19 protein-coding genes are annotated in these 20,502 nt (G+C 67.9%); 9 read left to right on the top strand and 10 right to left on the bottom strand.

The genetic code is table 11. The features are described from left to right. From K9U41_RS14320 to K9U41_RS14350, 7 genes are all read right to left on the bottom strand, one after another. The coding region (locus tag K9U41_RS14320; protein ID WP_282641527.1) for an aminotransferase class V-fold PLP-dependent enzyme at positions 1–270 on the bottom strand (270 nt) is incomplete at its 3' end. 3 nt (positions 271–273) lie between these two features. Then, positions 274–1,581 (bottom strand): Fe-S cluster assembly protein SufD, encoded by a 1,308-nt coding sequence (gene sufD / locus K9U41_RS14325; RefSeq protein WP_282641528.1) that lies wholly within the window; start codon positions 1,579–1,581, stop codon positions 274–276. Between the two features lie 37 nt (positions 1,582–1,618). Then, positions 1,619–2,380 carry a Fe-S cluster assembly ATPase SufC gene (gene sufC / locus K9U41_RS14330; protein WP_282641529.1) on the bottom strand — a complete coding sequence of 254 codons (762 nt, stop codon included), beginning with the start codon at positions 2,378–2,380 and terminating at the stop codon, positions 1,619–1,621. 56 nt (positions 2,381–2,436) lie between these two features. Beyond that, a complete protein-coding gene (gene sufB, locus K9U41_RS14335; RefSeq protein WP_282641530.1) occupies positions 2,437–3,921 on the bottom strand; it encodes a Fe-S cluster assembly protein SufB in 1,485 nt (494 codons plus the stop codon). A 320-nt stretch (positions 3,922–4,241) separates the two neighbouring features. Then, positions 4,242–4,436 (bottom strand): 4Fe-4S binding protein, encoded by a 195-nt coding sequence (locus tag K9U41_RS14340; protein WP_149576254.1) that lies wholly within the window; start codon positions 4,434–4,436, stop codon positions 4,242–4,244. Between the two features lie 500 nt (positions 4,437–4,936). Next, complete coding sequence (gene nifA, locus K9U41_RS14345) at positions 4,937–6,727, bottom strand: nif-specific transcriptional activator NifA (RefSeq protein ID WP_282641531.1); 1,791 nt, start codon at positions 6,725–6,727, stop codon at positions 4,937–4,939. Positions 6,728–7,117: 390 nt separating this feature from the next. Next, positions 7,118–9,484, bottom strand: a complete 2,367-nt coding sequence (locus K9U41_RS14350; protein ID WP_282641532.1) for a putative bifunctional diguanylate cyclase/phosphodiesterase — start codon at positions 9,482–9,484, stop codon at positions 7,118–7,120. Positions 9,485–9,708: 224 nt separating this feature from the next. Between K9U41_RS14350 and coaBC the strand changes: the two genes are divergently transcribed. Genes coaBC through cysK form a run of 4 tightly spaced genes read left to right on the top strand, consistent with a single transcriptional unit; the run spans position 9,709 to position 12,885 of the window. After that, the gene (gene coaBC / locus K9U41_RS14355) at positions 9,709–10,926 is read left to right on the top strand and encodes a bifunctional phosphopantothenoylcysteine decarboxylase/phosphopantothenate--cysteine ligase CoaBC (protein ID WP_282641533.1); all 1,218 of its coding nucleotides are present in this window, start codon (positions 9,709–9,711) and stop codon (positions 10,924–10,926) included. Then, the gene (gene dut / locus K9U41_RS14360) at positions 10,923–11,399 is read left to right on the top strand and encodes a dUTP diphosphatase (RefSeq protein ID WP_282641534.1); all 477 of its coding nucleotides are present in this window, start codon (positions 10,923–10,925) and stop codon (positions 11,397–11,399) included. Before coaBC ends, dut begins: the two co-directional genes overlap by 4 nt. Positions 11,400–11,409: 10 nt before the next feature. Then, a complete protein-coding gene (locus K9U41_RS14365) occupies positions 11,410–11,850 on the top strand; it encodes an RrF2 family transcriptional regulator (RefSeq protein ID WP_011995755.1) in 441 nt (146 codons plus the stop codon). Between the two features lie 48 nt (positions 11,851–11,898). Beyond that, positions 11,899–12,885: a cysteine synthase A gene (gene cysK / locus K9U41_RS14370; protein ID WP_282641535.1), complete on the top strand. Its 987-nt coding sequence runs from the start codon at positions 11,899–11,901 to the stop codon at positions 12,883–12,885. Between the two features lie 165 nt (positions 12,886–13,050). Here the strand turns inward: cysK and K9U41_RS14375 are convergent, their stop codons facing one another. Next, entirely contained in the window at positions 13,051–13,314 is a 264-nt protein-coding gene (locus tag K9U41_RS14375) for a hypothetical protein (protein WP_282641536.1), read from the bottom strand. A gap of 319 nt (positions 13,315–13,633) precedes the next feature. Here K9U41_RS14375 and K9U41_RS14380 point away from each other — a divergent pair, with 319 nt between their 5' ends. Together K9U41_RS14380 and K9U41_RS14385 are read left to right on the top strand one after the other, a co-directional pair. Beyond that, the gene (locus K9U41_RS14380) at positions 13,634–13,933 is read left to right on the top strand and encodes a helix-turn-helix domain-containing protein (RefSeq protein ID WP_282641537.1); all 300 of its coding nucleotides are present in this window, start codon (positions 13,634–13,636) and stop codon (positions 13,931–13,933) included. A 2-nt stretch (positions 13,934–13,935) separates the two neighbouring features. Beyond that, positions 13,936–14,478, top strand: coding sequence for a DUF6456 domain-containing protein (locus tag K9U41_RS14385; RefSeq protein ID WP_282641538.1), 543 nt, complete (start codon positions 13,936–13,938; stop codon positions 14,476–14,478). Positions 14,479–14,484: 6 nt separating this feature from the next. Here K9U41_RS14385 and K9U41_RS14390 read toward each other — a convergent pair whose 3' ends face one another. Continuing rightward, complete coding sequence (locus K9U41_RS14390) at positions 14,485–15,897, bottom strand: pyridoxal phosphate-dependent decarboxylase family protein (RefSeq protein ID WP_282641539.1); 1,413 nt, start codon at positions 15,895–15,897, stop codon at positions 14,485–14,487. Positions 15,898–16,249: 352 nt separating this feature from the next. Between K9U41_RS14390 and ilvD the strand changes: the two genes are divergently transcribed. Next, a complete protein-coding gene (gene ilvD, locus K9U41_RS14395) occupies positions 16,250–18,103 on the top strand; it encodes a dihydroxy-acid dehydratase (RefSeq protein WP_282641540.1) in 1,854 nt (617 codons plus the stop codon). A 98-nt stretch (positions 18,104–18,201) separates the two neighbouring features. Here ilvD and K9U41_RS14400 read toward each other — a convergent pair whose 3' ends face one another. Next, positions 18,202–18,681, bottom strand: a complete 480-nt coding sequence (locus K9U41_RS14400) for a CVNH domain-containing protein (protein WP_282641541.1) — start codon at positions 18,679–18,681, stop codon at positions 18,202–18,204. Between the two features lie 157 nt (positions 18,682–18,838). On the opposite strand from K9U41_RS14400, the gene K9U41_RS14405 reads away from it, so the two are divergent. Further along, on the top strand, positions 18,839–19,459 hold the full coding sequence (locus K9U41_RS14405) for a ribonuclease D (protein WP_282641542.1): 621 nt from the start codon (positions 18,839–18,841) through the stop codon (positions 19,457–19,459). 235 nt (positions 19,460–19,694) lie between these two features. Continuing rightward, positions 19,695–20,502, top strand: an 808-nt coding sequence (locus K9U41_RS14410) for a hypothetical protein (RefSeq protein WP_282641543.1), incomplete at its 3' end; no start/stop codon positions are given.

A 20,502-nucleotide genomic window follows, 5' to 3' on the forward strand; every position in this document is an offset into this window, starting at 1 on the left:
AGCTGTGTATAAGAGACAGCCCTCGTAGGCCTCGGTGGCGGCATTGGCGAGATAATGCAGGCCGCGGTGCACGTTGGCATATTCGGCGGTGTAGACCTGCTGGATACGATCCAGCATCTGGCGCGGCTTCTGGGCCGAAGCGCCATTGTCGAGATAGACCAACGGCTTACCGTTGACCTTGAGGTCGAGGATGGGAAAGTCCGCGCGCACGCGCATGACGTCGTAGCTGCCGTTGGAAACGGCGGGGTGCGGAGCCGGGAGGGGAAGCATCAGTCACTCCCGACCCAGAAGCCAGGCCTGGGTCGCATCCGTCAGCGCCGTGCGCACGCCCTCGTTGCCGATGGCGTCGAGCACCTCGCCCACAAAGGCCTGGATGAGCAGTGCTTCCGCCTCCTTCGCGGGGATGCCGCGAGACATGAGGTAGAACCGCAGCTGCTGGTCCAGCGTGCCCGTGGTGCAGCCGTGGCCGCACTGCACGTCGTCGGCGAAGATCTCCAGCTCCGGCTTGTTGCAGGCTTCCGCCGTCTCGGTCAGTAGCAGGGCGCGGCTGAGCATGCGGGCGTCGGTCTTCTGCGCCTGCTTGCGGACGGCGATCTTGCCCTGGAAGATGTCCTGCGCGGCGCCGTCGAGCACGGCCCGGAAGGATTCCCGGCTCTCGCCGGCCGGACCGGCATGGTCCACCGACAGCAGGGTGTCCGCATGCTGCTTGCCGGACAGCAGGCTCACCCCGTTCATGCGGGCATGGATGGCCTCGCCGGCCAGATGGGCGAGAAGCTGGTTGCGCACCACCAAGCCGCCGGTGGTGAAGAAGGTGTTGGCGAAGGTGGCGGTGGCGTCGACGCGGGCGAGCACCGTGGCAAGATGCACCGCATCCGACCCTTCCGCCGTGATTTTCACGCGCTCCACGTTGGCGCCGGCGCCCACCACCAGTTCCAGCGCGGTGTTGACCTGATAGGCAACGCCGGAGGGTCCCTCGTGGCTTTCGATGAGGGTGAGGGACGCGCCGTCCTCCACCACCACCAGGGAACGGGTGAACATGGAGACGGGGGTCGCCTCGGTGGTCACGAAAACCAGCTCGACCGGCCGCTCGATGACGGTGCCGGCCGCCACCTGCAGCACGACGCCGTCGCCCATCAACGCGGTGTTGAGGGCGAGCACCGCGTCCTGCGATTCCACCGTCTGGCCGAGGCGGGCGGTGAGCGCGTCGCCGTTCGTCAGGGCATCCGCCATGGAGCGGATGGAAAGGCCCGCTTCAAGGCCGGCGAGGTCCGACAGTTCGGGCACGAAGGCGCCGTTGACCAGAACCAGGCGACGGAAGCCGTGGCCCGCCAGCATGGCGCCGGCCGTGGCCGCGCGGGCCTTGGCCTCGGCGTCCGGCGGGGCGGCCAGGGGGCGCGCCTCACGCATCAAGGCGCGCAGGTCGGTATAGCGCCAGGCCTCCACGCGGCGGTGCGGCAGGCCGGCGTCGGCGAAGGTACCGAAGGCGGCGGCGCGCTGGGCCGCCACGTCCGGGCCGCCCGGGAGGGCGGTACGCGCAGCCGCGAAGGTTTCGGCCAGGGCCAACTCGGCGCTGGTCTTCATGGGTCGGATCTGGGCAGAGATCGGGGCAGCCATGGGATCACGCCGCCTCGTTCTGGTACTGCGCGTAGCCGGTGGCTTCCAGCTCCAGGGCCAGCTCCTTGCCGCCCGTATGCACGATGCGACCGGCGGCGAAGACGTGGACCACGTCCGGCACGATATAGTCGAGCAGGCGCTGGTAATGGGTGATCACCAGCATGGAGCGCTCGGGGGAACGCAGGGCGTTCACGCCGTTGGAGACCACCTTCAGCGCGTCGATGTCGAGGCCGGAATCCGCCTCGTCGAGCACGCACAGGTAGGGCTCCAGCAGCATCATCTGGAGGGTCTCGTTGCGCTTCTTCTCGCCGCCGGAGAAGCCCACGTTCACCGGGCGCTTCAGCATCTCGGCATTGATGCCCAGCGTCTGGCCCAGCTCGCGCACCTTGCGCACCAGCTCCGGCGAGGTCAGCTCGACCTCGCCGCGCTTGCGGCGCTGGCTGTTCACCGCCGTGTGCAGGAAGGCCATGTTGGAGACGCCGGGGATTTCCAGCGGATACTGGAAGCACAGGAACAGGCCCTGCGCCGCGCGCTCGTCGGGCGACAGTTCCAGCAGGTTCACGCCGCGGAAGATCACCTCGCCGCCGGTGATCTCATAGCCCGGCTTGCCCGACAGCACGTAGGACAGGGTGGACTTGCCGGCACCGTTCGGCCCCATGATAGCGTGAATCTCACCGGGATTGATGGTGAGGTTCATGCCGTCGATGATCTTGCGTCCCCCCGAGATCTCGGCATGGAGGTCCTTGATTTCCAGAAGGGGAGCCATGGTGAAGATCCTTTAATTTGTGGGGCCCGGCGTTTTTGACGATCGAAGGCGCGGCGTCAGCCGACGCTGCCTTCGAGACTGATGGAAATGAGCTTCTGCGCTTCCACGGCGAACTCCATGGGCAGCTGCTGCAGCACGTCGCGCACGAAGCCGTTGACCACGAGGGCGACGGCGTCTTCCTGGGTCAGGCCGCGCTGCATGCAGTAGAACAGCATGTCCTCGGAGATCTTCGAGGTGGTGGCCTCGTGCTCGAACTGGGCGGTGGGGTTCTTCGCCTCGATGTAGGGCACGGTGTGCGCCCCGCAATTGTCGCCGATGAGCAGCGAATCGCAGTTGGTGAAGTTGCGCGCGCCCGCCGCCTTGCGATGGGCCGAGACAAGGCCCCGATAGGTGTTGTTGGAGCGGCCCGCCGAGATGCCCTTGGAGATGATCCGGCTGGTGGTGTTCTTGCCGAGATGGATCATCTTGGTGCCCGAATCCACCTGCTGGCGGCCATTGGAAATGGCGATGGAGTAGAACTCGCCGGAGGAGCCCTCCCCGCGCAGCACGCAGCTGGGATACTTCCAGGTGATGGCCGAACCGGTCTCCACCTGGGTCCAGGAAATCTTGGAGTTCTTGCCGCGGCAGTCGCCGCGCTTGGTCACGAAATTGTAGATGCCGCCCTTGCCGTCGGCATCGCCGGGGTACCAGTTCTGCACCGTCGAATACTTGATCTCGGCATCGTCGAGCACCACCAGCTCCACCACCGCGGCGTGCAGCTGGTTCTCGTCGCGCATGGGGGCGGTGCAGCCCTCCAGGTACGAGACGTAGGACCCCTTGTCGGCGATGATCAGGGTGCGCTCGAACTGGCCCGTATTCTTCTCGTTGATGCGGAAGTAGGTGGACAGCTCCATGGGGCAGCGCACGCCCGGCGGGATGTAGACGAAGGAGCCGTCCGAGAACACCGCCTGGTTCAGCGTCGCGAAATAATTGTCGGTCGGCGGCACCACGGAGCCGAGATACTGCTTCACCAGATCGGGATGCTCGCGCAGCGCCTCGGAAATGGGCATGAAGATGACGCCCGCCGCCTTCAGCTCCTCCTTGAAGGTGGTGGCCACGGAGACGCTGTCGAACACGGCGTCCACCGCGATCCTCGGGCGCTCGCCCTCGGGAATCTCCACGCCGGCCAGGATCTCCTGCTCGCGCAGGGGGATGCCCAGCTTCGCATAGGTCTTCAGGATTTCCGGATCCACCTCGTCGAGGGACTTCGGAGCCTTGAACGCCTTCGGCTGGGAATAATAATAGAGGTCCTGGTAATCGATCTGCGGATAATCGACCCGCGCCCACTCGGGCTCTTGCATGGTCAGCCAGCGGGCATAGGCATCAAGCCGCCACTGGAGCATCCATTCCGGCTCTTCCTTCTTGGCGGAGATGTAGCGAATCACATCCTCGCAAAGGCCCTTCGGCGCCTTCTCGGATTCGATATCCGTCTCGAACCCGTATTTGTACTGGTCGACGTCGATGGAGCGAACCTGTTCGACTGTGTCCTGTACGGCCGCCATATGTCCCTCCGTCCAACTTGCCAGCGGCGGCGCGCTCACGTTACCGGGCGCAGCACACCGCACATGAAGCCCGCCAAGGGCCTAGAATGACTTCGCCTAAAATACTTCGTCTGATACGCGTCTTCCGGGAGCCGGCCGGCCCCGCACCCTCGCGGGATGCACGGGCCTCAGGATCCTGTGCGGGTAGGGTCTTGCAACCCGCCACCCGCCACGCCCCACCGGGCTGCATTCATCGAATGCCTCCCGGTGAACACGCTGCATGGTGGCCGGCCCGCAGATGCGCCCACGGGCGCCATGCGGGCCACCCACCCCTCAAGCCGTCAGGCCGGGACGCAGGTGTTTTCCACCGGGCACACGACCGCACACTGCGGGGTTTCGAAGCTACCCTCGCATTCGGTGCACTTCTTGGGATTGATGATGTACATATCGTTCTTCAGGCTGATTGCGGCGTTCGGGCACTCGAACTCGCAAGCGCCGCAGACGGTGCACTGAGACGCAATGATCTTGTAGGCCATGGGCTAGCTCCGCTCTGTGCAGATTGGCAGGCAAGGCTCTCTTTCAAGCACCGTGCCATCGCATAACCCATTGAATTATTATAAATATTCTTTGGCCTTGGAGAACAGCGCGCTGTCGCTCCCCCGACAACGTGTCGCAAGTGCGACAGCGCGCCTGTCGGCATCAGCAGCCCGGGGCAGACGCGGCGCGGCCGCTCCAGGGCACCGAGGGGATCAAAGAGGCATGGCTCCATCTGCCGCGGTCGAACCCGCAAGAACCAACCCATGCCGGCCGCCACCGCCCCCGATCAGGGGAGGCGTTCGGGAAGACGCTGGGCTCACGGGCGGGCAAGAGGCGCGGGGAAGAGGAGCGGGCAGGACGGGAGGGCAGGACGAGAGGACAGGACCTGGCTGATCCCTCGGCCCAAACGCCTTGAGCCCGAAGGCGGCTGTGGCCGACTTCGGGCTCAAGGCCGAGCACCCGAAAGTGCGGCCGGATCCGGACCTTGGTGCGAAAGGCGTCAGAAGCGCTTGATCTCGATGTCGTGCTTCTTCAGCGCATAGCCGATCTGGCGCGGGGTGAGGCCGAGCAGGCGCGCGGCTTTCGCCTGCACCCAGCCGGCTCGCTCCATGGCATCCACCAGCCGCTCGCGCTCGGACAATTCCTCGTCCAGCGCCGACGGGCGAGCCGGCACCACCGGCGCCGCGGCCGGCGGCAGGGGCTGTGGCGGCGCCAGCGGCAGCGGCAGCTTGGTGACGGTGTTGGAATTGGCCGGCTCGGCGCCGATGGGGGTGACGACGGACGGCATCACCGGCAGCGGAATTTCCATGGGCCGGCGCGTCGCCGCCTCGGCCGGGCTGCGCCACAGCAGGGCGGACAGGCACTCGTTGTGCTTGCAGGCGAAGTCGTCGCTGACGATGGCGCCGCCCTGGGCCAGGGTGGCGGTGCGCTGCACGCAGTTCTCAAGCTCGCGCACATTGCCGGGGAAGCCGCAGCCCATGAGGACTTCCATGGCGTCCGGATTGAACGCGAGGTCGCGGCCGTTCTCGCGGTTGAAGCGGTCGAGGAACTCGTTGGCGAGCAGCGGGATGTCCACGCGGCGGTCGCGCAGGGAGGGCACGATCACCGGGATCACGCTGATGCGGTAATAAAGATCGGCGCGGAACTCGTTCTTCGCCACCGCTTCCTCAAGGTTGCGGTTGGTGGCGGCAACGACGCGCACATTCACCTTCAGCGTGTGGGAGCCACCGACCCGCTCGAACTCCTGCTCCTGCAGCACGCGCAGCAGCTTGGCCTGGAACGAGGGCGAAATCTCGCCGATCTCGTCGAGGAAGAGCGTGCCCTTGTCGGCCAGTTCGAAGCGGCCCTTGCGGGCGCCCACGGCGCCGGTGAAGGCCCCCTTCTCGTGGCCGAACAGTTCGGATTCCAGCACGGATTCCGGCAGCGCCGCGCAGTTCAGCTTGATGAAGGGACCCTTGGCCCGCGGCGACAATTCGTGGATCGCCTTGGCGATCAGCTCCTTGCCGGTGCCGCTCTCGCCGCGCAGCAGCACGGGCGAATGGGACTTGGCGACGATCATGATCTTGTCGAGCAGCGTGCGGATCTCGCGGCTCTCGCCGATGATGCCGTCCACATAGACGCGCTTGCGCTCGCGCCCGCTGGTGTGGGGCTTCAGCTCGGACAATTCCTTCTGGAGGCGCCCGCTCTCGGCCATCAGGCGCTCGCGATCGCGGGAGACGACGCGATGGAGTTGCACGGTCTGGCCGATGAGGTTCGCCACCATGGTCAGGAAGCGCACATCAGAATCGAGGCGGAAGACGGAACGCCCGTCCCACACCCGGTCGATGGTGAGGGTGCCGATGACCCGCGCGGCGACGCGCAAAGGAACACCGATCCAGGAGACGCGGGTCTCCTCGCTGGCGCCGAGGGCTGCCACGTCCGCCGCGCTGAAGGCGGGATGGGAGGCGACATTCTCCGCGATCAGCGGCACGGCGGTGGCGATCACCTGGCCGATGGCCTTTTCGGGGAGGCGCGCGCGGTAGCGCGCATCCGTGCCCTCGTTCCAGCCGGCGCCCACGGTGATGTTGGGAATCCCGTCGTCCTCCAGCAGCGAGATGACGCCGTGGCGCATCTGCATGAAGGACGAAAGCAGGCTGACCACGCTCGACAGCGTGGTTTCAAGCCGGTTCGGCGCCGTCAGAATCTTCGATATCTCGTAGATCCCGGTGAGCGCCACATCGCTCAGGGATACGAGGGGGACATGAGCCCGGGGCTGCTCGCGCTCGACTTGCAACACATCTTGATGAACCATGGTGCTGTCTCCGTCACCTCAGGCTCCCATCCAACTTTTTTTGTTTGATTAGCGACACTTTGATTTAGTTCCATTCTCATGTCGTGCCCAAGGTAAGGGCAAAAGTTGCCGATATTTTGGGCAGACTTTTGTCAGCGTCCGTTTTCGCGCCAAATGCAACCATCATTCGGCCCGTTATGAACCGACAATTGTAAGAATGTAGACGGTTCAGCGCATATGCCGGCAAAAAAATTTCGCACTGCGAAAGGAGCCGCGTCGCATTTGCCGCAACTTTCCGCACTCTGCGACGCTGCGGCGCACCATGGCGGGCCGATGAGCGCGCCTGACGGAAAGACCGGGCCTCCTCACGGGCTGAACGTCACCCGCCTCGAAGTCATCTGGTCTCGCAAGTCATCTGGTTTCGAAGGTAGCGAGGCGGGCGGCGGCAACCTCCTCGCCTTCCTTGCGCAGCAGTTCGGTCATCTCCGCTCCGTCAAGCGGACGGAAGAAGAAGAAGCCCTGCGCCAGCTCGCAGCGCTTCTCTTTCAGAAAGCGGGCCTGCCCGGCGGTTTCCAGCCCCTCAGCCACCACCCGCATGCCGAGGTTGCGGCCCAGGTCGATGACTGCGCAGACAATGGCGGTGTCGAAGGCGTCGCGCTCGATGTCCTTCACGAAGCTCTGGTCGATCTTGATGGTATCGATGGGCAGCTGCTTCAGGTGGATGAGGCCGGCATAGCCGGTGCCGAAATCGTCCAGGGCGATGCGCACCCCCGCCCGGTACAGCTCGTCCAGGATGGGCGCCACATGATCGGAGCTGCGGCCGAGGAAGACGGTCTCGGTGATCTCCACGTCGAAATGGGTCGGCTCGACGCCCGCCGCGTGGAACTGGCGCAGCAGCGTGGCCGCCAGATCGCCGCCGGCGAACTGGGCCGGCGCCAGGTTGATGGCGATGCGCCCGCACGGATGGCCCGCCTCGATCCAGCCGCGCACGTCGGTCGACACCCGCCGCACCATGCGCTCGCCGATGAGGACGGCAAGCTCGGGATCGGTGAGCGCTGCCTCGAACGACGCCGGCGACAGCACGCTGTGCGGCGAGCGCCGCCAGCGCACCAGCGCTTCCAGCCCCTCGATGCGCCCGGTCACGAGCGAGACCTTGGGCTGGTAATAGGGAACGATCTGGTCCTCCGCGAGCGCGGCCCGCATGGCGCGGTTGAGCGCCACCCGCTCCAGCACCGCCTGCCGCATGACCGGGGCGTAGACCACGGTGCGGTTGCGGCCCTGCTGCTTGGCGGCATAAAGGGCGAGATCGGCATCCTTCATCAGCTCGCCATAGCTGCAATCGTGGTCCGGGCAGGCGGCCAGCCCGATGCTGGCGCGCGTGGCGAAGTGGCGCCCGGCATGCAGCACCGGACGGCGCAGTTCGGCGAGAATGGCGTGGGCAAGCCGTTGACCCGCCGCCACCGGGGCCGCCCCCTGCACCACCGCCACGAACTCGTCCCCGCCCAGCCGGGCCAGCAACCCGTCCGGCTCCAGCAGGGCGTCCAGCCGGTGGGCGGTCTCCATCAGTGCCGCGTCGCCGGCGTCGTGGCCCAGGGTATCGTTGACGTCCTTGAGCCCGTCGAGATCGATCAGGAGCAGGCAGATGCCCTGCCCCCGCCGGCGCGCCTCAAGTGCGGCCCCGAGCCGGGCCTGGAAGGCGGCACGATTGGGCAGGCCGGTGAGCGCATCGTGGGTCGCCGCGTAGCGCGCCTGGTCTTCGGCGACGCGCCGCTCGGTCACGTCCACGAGGGCCGCCACCAGATGCGGCGCGGGCTCCATGGGGATGGCGGCGGCCGCCAGCACCACGCGCCGCTCCTCGCCCCCCGTCACGCAGACCGTGGTCTCGAAACCCGCCACGGAGCCCTCGGAACGCAGGCGCCCCATGAAATCGTCGGCGGCATCCGGCGCAAGACAGCTGTCGCACAGACCGCCGGTCAGCGCGTCCAGCGAGCCGCCGTAGAAACGCCGGGCCGCCGCATTGGACTTGACGTGCAGCCCGTCGTGGAGGCGCGCGACCACGAGGGGCAAAGGCACGGCCTGGAACGTCTTCTCCAGCGTATCCTCGCTGATGCGCAGCCGCTCGTTCGCCCGCTGCGCTTCCCCCGCCGTGGCCCAGAACTGCCGTTCCATGCGGTTGGCCCGCGACACCACGATCATCAGCGCGATGTTCAGCGAAGCCACGGCAAGCGCCAGCCCCAGCCCCACCTGCCAGCCGATGGACATGTCGGCATAGCCGAAGAACAGCAGGAGGCTGCTGCCGATGCCGCCGGCCAGCAGCCAGGAGAAGGAGATGGGAACTGCGAGATAGAAGATGGTGGGCAGCAGCATGACCACCAGCAGCGCCAGCTGGCTCTGCGAGGTGACCAGGACCGCCACCGCCGTCGCCGTACCCCATTGCCAGATGGCGTAGATCAGGTCCGCCCGGCGGGGCGTGTTCGCCAGATGGATCGCGCCGAGGCACAGGAGGGATACCCCGATCACGACGAATCGCGCGGACACCGCCACCGCGAAATGCGCGGTTCCGGCAAAGCGCCAGTCGCTCAGGAGAAACAGCGCGTTGAGGATGACCGAGGCCGCGAACAGGATGCGGGCCTGCCGGCGCGCCTCGCCGAGACGGCTTGCGCGGAATGCCGCCTCCAGCGCGGGATCGACGAACTCACCGCCGATGGCGGTCAGTCGCGAATCGCCCGCGCTCGCAGTCGGCTCCGAACGTCCGTTCTGGCGAGAAGTGCCCCTCATGGACGTGATCCTAGAACGCGGAAAACGCTTTCGCCACAATCCTGCCAGTCCGGTATCGCGATGAGCCCCCGGCCGCCCGGCAAGGTTGCACGTTCGCGCGCCTACCTTAGCCCGCGCCGCCTCGCCTCGCACGGCGGCGCGGGCTATATGGCGTTGATGATGATCCAAGGTCGGCAGCGGCGCCTGGCGCCGCGGCCGCGCCGCAGGCCGAGCGGGAGCCGCCGATGCTCAACGACAAACGCATCCTCCTCCTCATCGGCGGCGGGATCGCCGCCTACAAATGCCTCGAACTGGTCCGCCGCCTGAAGGAGCGCGGCGCACGGGTGCGGGCGGTCATGACGCGGGCGGCCGGGCAGTTCGTCACCCCCCTGTCGGTGGGCGCCATTACCGGCGAGCGCGTCTTCACCGACCTGTTCGACCTCACCGCCGAGCACGACATCGGCCACATCCGGCTCTCGCGGGAGGCGGATCTTCTCGTGGTCGCACCGGCGACGGCGGACCTGCTGGCCAAGATGGCCCACGGCATCGCCGACGATCTCGCGACCACCGCGCTGCTCGCCACCGACAAGCCGGTTCTGGTGGCGCCCGCCATGAATCCGCGCATGTGGGCGCATCCCGCCACACGGCGCAACGTGGCGCAGCTGCGCGCCGACGGCATCGCCGTGGTGGGGCCCAATGCGGGCGCCATGGCCGAGCGGGACGAATTCGGCGAGGGCCGCATGGCCGAGCCCATGGAGATCCTCGGCGCCATCGAGGCCCATTTCGGGATCGCGGACGCCCCCCTGCTCAAGGGGCGGCGCATCCTCGTCACCTCCGGGCCGACCCATGAGCCCATCGATCCGGTGCGCTACATCGCCAACCGCTCCTCGGGCAAGCAGGGCCACGCCATCGCCGCGGCGGCGCGGGCGGCGGGCGCCGAGGTGATCCTGGTATCCGGCCCCGCCGAGGCGGTCGATCCCAGGGGCGTGAAGGTCATCCATGTGGAGAGCGCGCGGCAGATGATGGCCGCGGTGGAGGAGAACCTCCCGGTTGATGCCGCCGTGTTCGCCGCCGCGGTGGCCGACTGGCGGGTGGCCGACGCCTCCGACCAGAAGATCAAGAAGACCGGCGACGGCGCCCCGGCCCTGACCCTGGTGGAGAATCCCGACATCCTTGCCGCCATCGCGCGCCACGGCACGCTGCGGCCGCGCCTGGTGGTGGGGTTCGCGGCGGAGACGCAGGAGGTGGTGGCCCATGCCCGCGACAAGCGCGAGCGCAAGGGCTGCGACTGGATCGTCGCCAACGACGTTTCACCGGAAACCGGCATCATGGGAGGGGACGTGAACACCGTGCACCTCGTCACCGCCGGCGGGGTGGAGGACTGGCCATCCGCCTCCAAGGCCGAAGTCGCCCGCCACCTGGTGGCGCGCATGGCTGCCGAACTCGCGGGAGAAGCGCGGTGAGCCGTCCTCTCGTGCGCATCCAGCGCCTGCCCCACGCCGCGGGCCTGCCCCTGCCGGCCTATGCCACCGAAGGCGCGGCCGGCCTCGATCTCGCCTGCGCGCTGCCGGAGGAGACCCCGCTCATCCTCCTGCCGGGGGCGTTCGCGGCCCTTCCCACCGGCTTCGCCATCGCCTTGCCGGAGGGCTTTGAGGCCCAGGTGCGGCCGCGCTCGGGCCTTGCGCGCAAGAATGGCGTGACCGTGCTCAACACGCCGGGGACCATCGACTGGGATTATCGCGGCGAGCTGATGGTCCTTCTGATCAATCACGGACCCGAGCCGTTCAGTGTGACGCGGGGCATGCGCATCGCCCAGCTGGTGGTTGCCCCGGTCACCCAAATAATGCTGGAAGAATTCGGAGATTTGAGCGAAACTGCACGCGGCTCCAGTGGTTTTGGTTCAACCGGCCTCGGGGCCACGGTTTTGAAGAAGTAGCTACAGCCTGATGCCGCGTTTATCCGACAAGAGCCTCCTCGCCATTGCAGCCGTCGTGGATGTGGCCGTGCACGCGCGCGGCGCACCGGTGGCGGCCAAGGCACTCGCGGCCCGCCATGGCCTTCCGCCCCGCCGGCTCGAGCCGGTGCTTCAGGCGCTGGTGCATGCCGGCGTGCTGAAGGGCGTGCGCGGCCCCCGCGGCGGCTACGAGCTGGCGCGCGAGCGCCGGCGCGTCTCCGTCGCCGAGATCGTCCGGGTCGTCGAGGGGGCCGAGGAGGAAAAGGAAATCATCCTGCCCCCGCTGGTGACCGAGGTGGTTCAGCCCGCCGTTGCCGCTGCCGAGGACACCTTCGATACTGCGCTCGACGCGGTGACGCTCGAGGACCTCTGCCGCAGCGCCGACGGCAAGGGCCACGGATCGGAACACGAGAGGATCGATTTCGCCATTTGACAGGCACGCTCCCCGCGTGCCGGCGACCAATTTCCCAAGGAGATTGCCATGGCAGGACCTGCCGCCAAGATCGTGCCCGCCGCATCGCCCCTTCCGGGGCGCGGCCGCGTCTATGAGTCCATCACCGAGACCATCGGCAACACGCCGCTGGTGCGGCTGAAGCGCCTCGCCGAATTGCGCGGGGCCAAGGCCGAGATCCTGGCCAAGCTCGAATTCTTCAATCCCATCGCCAGCGTCAAGGACCGCATCGGCGTCGCCATGATCGAGGCGATGGAGGCGGCGGGCGTGCTGGACCAGGACACGGTGCTGGTGGAGCCCACCTCCGGCAATACCGGCATCGCGCTGGCCTTCGTGGCGGCGGCCCGCGGCTACCGGCTGGTCCTGGTGATGCCCGAGAGCATGTCGGTGGAGCGCCGCAAGATGCTCGCCATTCTCGGCGCCGAGCTGGTGCTGACCCCGGCGAACCTCGGCATGAAGGGCGCCGTCGCCCGCGCCGAGCAGCTCATCGCCGAGCTGCCCAAGGCGGTGATGCCCCAGCAGTTCAAGAACAAGGCCAACCCGGACATCCACCGCCGCACCACGGCGGAAGAGATCTGGAACGACACCAACGGCAAGGTGGACGCGGTGGTTGCCGGCGTCGGTACCGGCGGCACCATCACCGGCATCGGCCAGGTGCTGAAGCCGCGCAAGGCGTCGCTCCGCATGATCGCGGTGGAGCCCGAGGATTCCCCTGTGCTGTCCGGCGGCTCTCCCGGCCCCCACAAGATCCAGGGCATCGGCGCCGGCTTCGTGCCGGAGGTGCTCGACCGCTCCGTCATCGACGAGGTGGTGACGGTGGGCAACCAGACCGCGTTCGACACCGCCCGGGCGCTGGCCCGCTACGAGGGCATCCCCGGCGGCATCTCCTCCGGTGCGGCTGTGGCGGCGGCGCTGGAGATCGCGGTGCGCGACGACATGGCCGGCAAGTCCATCGTGGTGATCGTGCCGTCCTTCGCCGAGCGCTATCTGTCCACCGCCCTGTTCGAAGGCCTCTGATGCCATTGGCATGAAGCCTGCGCGGCGCCCTCTCGGCATCGGTCAAAGACCGAGGCCGGCGGCATGAGAGATCTGCGTAAGTGACCTGCGTGAGTGACCTGCGTCGCTTTCGCCCGAGGATATCTGACGTTCCTGCGCCCCGGCCCCGCCGGGGTGCAGCTGTCATCAGGCCCCGCCCTTCCGCGCGCCGTCGCTCAGGCCGACCGGCCGGCTCCGCATGAGCCGGACCAGCGCGGCATGGCGCGCTGGATCGTAGCCGATCCCGCCCCTGAATGCCGCCTTGCGCGCCAGGCGCAGCGCCCGCGCCAGGGCCGACGGGGCGCCATAGGCGACGGCGAGCCCCGCCATGTGGCGCCGGACCTGCGCCTCCGGATCCTCGCACGTGAAGGCGTAAACCCGCTCCGACCGCAACCCGGCTGCTGCCCGCATGATGCATTCTCCCTGTTGGGGTGGAATGGTCACCCGGCGGCGCGGCAAGGGGCATAAATTCCTATATTCCGAATATCCGATACAGACCAGATTCGGCATTCAACTGATTGATATATTGGACTTTAATTCCCGGATACCGCAAGTACGGGTTGCATTATCTCTCCACGTCAGCTTGAAATAGAACAAGATCGTTGTAGGAATTTTTTCCCTACAACGAGAGGGTGTAATGTCTTACCAGCCGGTCGAACCCCGCGCCGCCTCCGCACAGCCCCCTGCCCGCTCTCCGGTCGCCACGACCGGCGCCTTGTCTGAAACGGCCGTGCCTTTTCCGTGCCGGCTGGCGACGGCCATCGTCGCCGCCGTGGCCGGGCTGAACGTGGATGCGTTGGTGGACCTGCGCCGCTCCACGGCGCCGGTGGCGACGGCACGGCAGATCGCCATGTATCTCGCCCATGTGGGCCTCGGCCTGCCGCAGGCCGGCGTGGCGCAGGCGTTCCGGCGTGACCGCTCCACCGTCGCCTATGCCTGCCGGCGCATCGAAGACCTGAGGGACGATCCCGCCTTCGACCGCCGGGTGGCCCAGATGGAGGCCTGCCTGCGCTGGGCCACGGAGCGCTGACCGTGGCAACCCGCAAAACGCCCGCCAGCAAGGCCCCCGCCAACCGCTCCGCCCCGGCCGGCGCACCCGGCCCGCAGATGAACCTTGCCGAAAGCCCCCTCGCGTGGCTGGCCCGGCGCACCGGCAAGGACGGCCGTGCCCTCGTGGACCAGACCCAGCTCGCGGCCGGCGAGCGGCTGCGGGCGGATTTCACCCGCGCCCAGCTCACCCCGCGCGTCACCAGCCGCTGGAGCGAGGTGTCCGGCGCCGGCACGCCCGAGGCCTTCACCGACATGGTGCTGGCGGCGAAGCTGCGCGTCAGCCGGGCCATGACGGCGGTGGGGCCGGAACTGTCCGGCGTGCTGCTGGACGTGTGCTGCTTCCTGAAGGGGCTGGAGGCGGTGGAGCGTGAGCGGCTGTGGCCGGTGCGCACCGCCAAGGTGGTGCTGGGCCTCGCCCTCGACCGGCTCGCCGGCCATTACGGCCTGAGCGGATCGACGCAGGGCCGCGCCCGCACCCCGGTGCGCAGCTGGCACGCCCCGCCGGAGCCGCCCCGACAGGCGTGAGCCCCGTCAGGACAGGGCGCAGGCGGTGTCGCGGATGATGTGGAAGGCGGCATCCACGTCCGCCTCGGTGGCGTCCATGGTCCCCGCCTGGAAGCGGATGGCGAGGCGCCCGTCCACCCGGGTCGGGGTGAGATAGAGCTGCCCGCCATCATTGATGGCCTGGAGCAGGGCCAGCATGTGGGCATCACCGTCGCGGCCGTCGCCGGGATCGTGGCGGAAGGAAAACAGGGACAGCACCGGCGTCGAGGCCAGCGCGAAGCCCGGCTCGGCGGCAATGCGCGCCGCCAGCGCCTGCGCCCAGCCCACATGGTTGCGGATCATCTGCCGCAGGCCTTCAAGCCCGTGGGCGCGCAGCACGAACCACAGCTTCAGCGCCCGGAACCGGCGGCCGAGCTGGATGGTCCATTCGCTGAAATTGACGATGCCATCATGGGCATGGGTCTTCAGATATTCCGGGTGGATGGCGAGCGTCGCCAGATGGTCGTCGGCGCTCCTGAGGAAATGGGCGGAGCAATCGAACTGCACGCCGAGCCATTTGTGCGGGTTCAGCACGATGGAGTCCGCCTGTTCCACCCCCGCCCACAGGGACCGGAACTCGGGGCACACCATGGCCGCCCCCGCCCACGCCGCATCCACATGGACGAACAGGCCGTGCCGGTGCGCCACCTCCACCACCGCCTTGACGTCATCCATGGCGCCGGTGCTGGTGCCGCCCACGCAGGCCACGACGCCGGCCGGCACAAACCCCGCCGCCTTGTCGGCTTGAATAGCCGCCTCCAGCGCCTGCGGCACCATGCTCCTGAGCGGGCCATGGGTGGGGATGCGCACCAGATTGTCGTCGCCGATGCCGCAGAACCACGCCGCCCGGTCGATGGAGGTATGCACCTCGCTGGAGGTATAGACCCGCAGTTGCGGGCGACCCGAAAGCCCGGTGCGGTTGCCGGTGAAGCCCAGCGCCCGCTCGCGCATGGTGAGGAAGGCGCACAGGGTGGCGGAAGAGGCGGAATCCTGGATCACGCCGGAAAAGCCCTCCGGCAGGCCCACCGCCTGGCGCAGCCAGTCGAGGGCGACCATCTCCAGCTCGGTGGCGGCGGGAGAGGTCTGCCACAACAGGCACTGGGCGCCCATGGCGGAGGACAGGAATTCGCCGATCACGCTCGCCGGGCTGGCATTGGCCGGAAAATAGGCGAAGAAGCGCGGGTGCTGCCAATGGGTCATGCCCGGCACCAGGATGCGCTCGAAATCCGCGAAGATGTCCACCATGGGCTCGGCCTCTTCCGGCGCGGAGCGTGGCAGTTGGGCTGCGATCTCCCCCGGCTTGGTGCCGGCCCGCACCGGCCGATCCCGGAGGCCGGTGCGATAGTCCGCCGCCCAGTTCGCGGCCACCAGCGCCCAGTGGCGGAACGCCTCCCCCTTCATTTCATTGTCCTTGTCGTTCGTGCCCCGGCCGGGACATAGCCGACTTCAGCCGTGCTGGAAAACCGGCGCCACGCCGCAGGACGGTGCCCGCCCTCGTGATCACGGGCACGCCGGAAGCCGTGATAGAGTGTCGCCTCAAAGGCCTTTCACGCAGGCCCACAGGGTTCCAGAGCACGCGCCGATCAGATTGCAACGCAAGCTGATCGGATAACGCGTTCTCTTTGTAAAAATGAGAGCGCGATCCGGGCAGATGGGTTCAATTTGCTCGGATCGCGCTCTAGAACGGCCAGCAGCTGAACGCGCCGGGCCGAGAGCCGCCGCGCACCACAACACATAAGAGGCAAGAGAGGACATGCCCCAGTACCGCTCCCGCACCTCCACCCACGGTCGCAACATGGCCGGCGCCCGCGGCCTGTGGCGCGCCACCGGCATGAAGGACGGGGATTTCGGCAAGCCCATCATCGCCGTGGTGAACTCGTTCACCCAGTTCGTGCCGGGCCACGTGCACCTGAAGGATCTCGGCCAGCTGGTGGCCCGCGAGATCGAGAAGGCCGGCGGCGTCGCCAAGGAATTCAACACCATCGCGGTGGATGACGGCATCGCCATGGGCCATGACGGCATGCTCTATTCCCTGCCGTCCCGCGAGATCATCGCCGACAGCGTGGAATATATGGTCAACGCGCACTGCGCCGACGCCATGGTGTGCATCTCCAACTGCGACAAGATCACCCCCGGCATGCTGATGGCCGCCATGCGCCTCAACATTCCGGCGGTGTTCGTCTCCGGCGGGCCCATGGAGGCCGGGAAGGTGCTGCTCTCCACCGGCGAGAAGAAGGTGGACCTCATCGACGCCATGATCGCGGCGGCCGACGACAAGGTCACCGATGCCGACGTGCAGGTGATGGAGCGCTCCGCCTGTCCCACCTGCGGCTCGTGCTCGGGCATGTTCACCGCCAATTCCATGAACTGCCTCACCGAGGCCCTGGGCCTGGCGCTGCCGGGCAACGGCTCGACGCTCGCCACCCACGCCGACCGCGAGCGCCTGTTCGTGGAGGCCGGCCATCTCATCGTCGACCTTGCCCGCCGCTATTACGAGCAGGACGATGCCAGCGTGCTGCCGCGCTCGGTGGCCTCGTTCAAGGCGTTCGAGAACGCCATGACGCTGGACATCTCCATGGGCGGCTCCACCAACACGGTGCTGCACCTTCTGGCCGCCGCCAACGAGGGCGAGGTGCCCTTCACCATGGCCGACATCGACCGCCTCTCGCGCGGGGTGCCGGTGCTGTGCAAGGTGGCGCCGGCGGTGGCCAACATCCACATGGAGGACGTGCACCGCGCCGGTGGCATCATGGCCATTCTCGGCGAACTGGACCGCGCCGGCCTTATCCACACCGAGCTGCCCACCGTGCACGCCGCCACCCTGGCCGACGCGCTCGACCGCTGGGACGTGAAGCGCACCAAGAGCGAGAGCGTCGCCACCTTCTTCCGCGCCGCGCCGGGCGGGGTGCCCACCCAGGTGGCGTTCAGCCAGTCCCGCCGCTGGGACGACCTCGACCTCGACCGCGAGACCGGCGTCATCCGCGACGTGGCCCACGCCTATTCCAAGGATGGCGGCCTCGCGGTGCTCTACGGCAACATCGCGCTGGACGGCTGCATCGTGAAGACGGCGGGGGTGGACGCCTCCAACCTCACCTTCACCGGCAAGGCCCGCATCTTCGAGAGCCAGGACGCGGCGGTGGAGGCCATCCTCTCCACCGGGCGCATCGTGGCCGGCGACGTGGTGCTGATCCGCTACGAGGGTCCGCGCGGCGGGCCGGGCATGCAGGAGATGCTCTATCCCACGTCCTATTTGAAGTCGAAGGGCCTCGGCAAAGCCTGCGCCCTGGTCACCGACGGGCGCTTCTCGGGCGGCTCCTCGGGCCTGTCCATCGGCCATGTCTCGCCGGAAGCGGCGGAAGGCGGGGCCATCGGGCTGGTGGAGGAAGGCGACACCATCGAGATCGACATCCCGAACCGCATCATCCGCGTGGCGGTGTCCGACGAGGTGCTGGCCGAGCGCCGCGCCGTCATGGAAGCCAAGGGCGACGCCGCGTGGAAGCCGGAAAGCCGCAAGCGCGTGGTCTCGCAGGCGCTGCAGGCCTATGCGGCGCTCACCACCTCCGCCGCCCGCGGCGCGGTGCGCGACGTGAGCCGCCTGCGGCGTTGATCAAGCCCGCATCCGCCAAAAGGAAAGGGGCGCCGAGGCGCCCCTTTTTGTTCGGTGCAGGCGATTCAGGTCAACGGGTGCAAATCAACGCGTGCAAATCAACGCGTGCACGTCAGCTGCCCGTTGAAGTTCGCGATGTCCCGCGCGCCCCAGCAGTAGCGCATGTTCACCGAGGAGTTCACAAACAGGTGGCCGCCCACGCGGCACTGGGCCCGCAGGACATTGTCCGGGCCCACGAAGGCATTGCGGCAGGTGCGCTGGTAGGAGCCGGGCGGCGCCGGCATGGGGCCGGGGGGCGGCGGCATGGGCCGGCCGCGGGTGCACCACAGCTGGCCGTCCTGGTTGGAAATGTCACCCCGGCAGCTCGGGAAATCGTTGAGCCGGGTCTGTACCCAATTGCCGCGGCGGGTGGCGCAGAAGGCGGTGAGGTCGCGCCCGCGACGCACCTGCACGGTGTTGCAGCTGTTGAGGTAGCTGCCTCCCGGCACCGGCTGGGCCACGGCCTCGCTGGCCGAGACCATCCAGCCCAGCGCCAGGAGCAGGCCGAACAGGCCCGCGACGACGACATTTCGCTTCATGATTCCCCCCTGTGGAAAGGCGCGCCCTTCTATCACGGCGAATCGGGAGACGCACAGCCATCGTGACCGGTCCGGCTACCGGTTCCTGCACGGCCATCGACAGGGGCGCCCCGCTTCGCTAAAAGCCGTGGCGATCCAGAACCATAAAGACGCACCGATGACCATCCGCCTGCATCGCGGCGACCTGCCCGCGGACTTCGTCGCCGCGCCCGTGGTGGCGATCGATACCGAGACCATGGGGCTCAACCCCTTCCGCGACCGGCTGTGCCTGGTCCAGCTCTCCAATGGCGACGGCAGCGCCGACCTGGTGCAGATCCCGCAGGGCGCCGACGCCAGGTCCGCGCCGAACCTCACGCGCCTGCTGGCCGACCCCGCCATCACCAAGCTGTTTCATTTCGGCCGGTTCGACATCGCCGTGCTCCAGCACACCTTCCATGTGATGCCGCAGCCGGTGTGGTGCACCAAGATCGCCTCGCGGCTGGTGCGCACCTACACCGATCGCCACGGGCTGAAGGACCTGCTGCGCGAGACCATCAACGTGGACATCTCCAAGCAGCAGCAAAGCTCGGACTGGGGCGCGGCGGACCTCTCCGACGCCCAGCTCAGCTATGCCGCCTCGGACGTGCTGCACCTGCACGCGGTGAAGGCGAAGCTGGAGGAGATGCTGGCGCGGGAGAACCGCACCGGGCTCGCCGCCGCCTGCTTCGCCTTCCTGCCGGCACGGGCGGCCCTTGATCTCTCGGGCTGGGCGGAAGACGATATCTTCGCGCATTCCTGAGCCGGCAATCTTCCTGAAAATTGAACGATGGCAATGCCTTCCGGCCGGGCCTTGCACCGGCGCGGCATTTCGGACAGTTTGGCGCGGTGCGTGGGGCGACGCGCCGGCCGGCCGTGTGGCTTGAGGCCAGGAGAGCCTGTGCCGGTCAGCTCGGATCGCGACCTGATCGGCGGAACGGTATCTCTGCTAAACGTGACAGGCGCACGCGGGATTGGCCCGCCGCCGGAACAGGGCCATGAACCGACACGTGTCGCCAGACGATCTCCACCGGCAAGGGACCGTGCCTGCGGCCGCGCCCGAGGACCCGCGCCTCGCCGCGCACCTTGATGCGCGCCTGGAAGCCTCCCCGACCTTCCGCGACTACACGGACGAGGAAGCCGCCCCCGAGCAGCGCGCGAGCCCGGATTTTTCCAGCGCCCGGCGCCACAGCAAGCGCGTGCGCTGGATCAAGCGCCTGCTGCCGCTCTCCATCGTCGTCGCGGTGGTGGCCATCGGCGCGGTTTCGATCCTGTCGCGGCTGAAACTCTCCATCGAGCTGCCGTTCGAGATCGGGCACCTCACCCTCTCGGGCTCGCGCCTCACCATGGAGCTGCCCAAGCTCTCCGGCTTCACCGACGACAATCGCGGCTACCGCGTCACCGCCCGCACGGCCACGCAGGACCTGACCCACCCGGACCTCATCGACCTCACCGACATCGAGGCGCGGCTGGAGATGACCGACAAGGGCTGGGCCAAGGTGTCCGCCAAGGTGGGCAGCTTCGACACCAAGAAGCAGTTCATCACGCTGGGCGACGGCGTCGACCTCGCCCTGAACGGCGGCTACGGCGGCCGCCTCCATGACGCCGAGGTGGACGTGAAGGCCGGCACCATCGCCACCGACAAGCCGGTGGTGTTCACCTATCTGGACGGCAAGCTGGTGGCCGACCGCCTGCATGTGGGCGAGCGCGGCACGCGGGCCCTGTTCGAGGGCAGCGTAGCGGGGGTCGTCCCAGTCGCCGTCCTCATAGGCGGCGGCGTCGCGCGGGTCGTCCTCGTCCCACTCG

The organism is Xanthobacter autotrophicus, assembly GCF_029991245.1.
GTDB lineage: Bacteria > Pseudomonadota > Alphaproteobacteria > Rhizobiales > Xanthobacteraceae > Xanthobacter > Xanthobacter autotrophicus_C.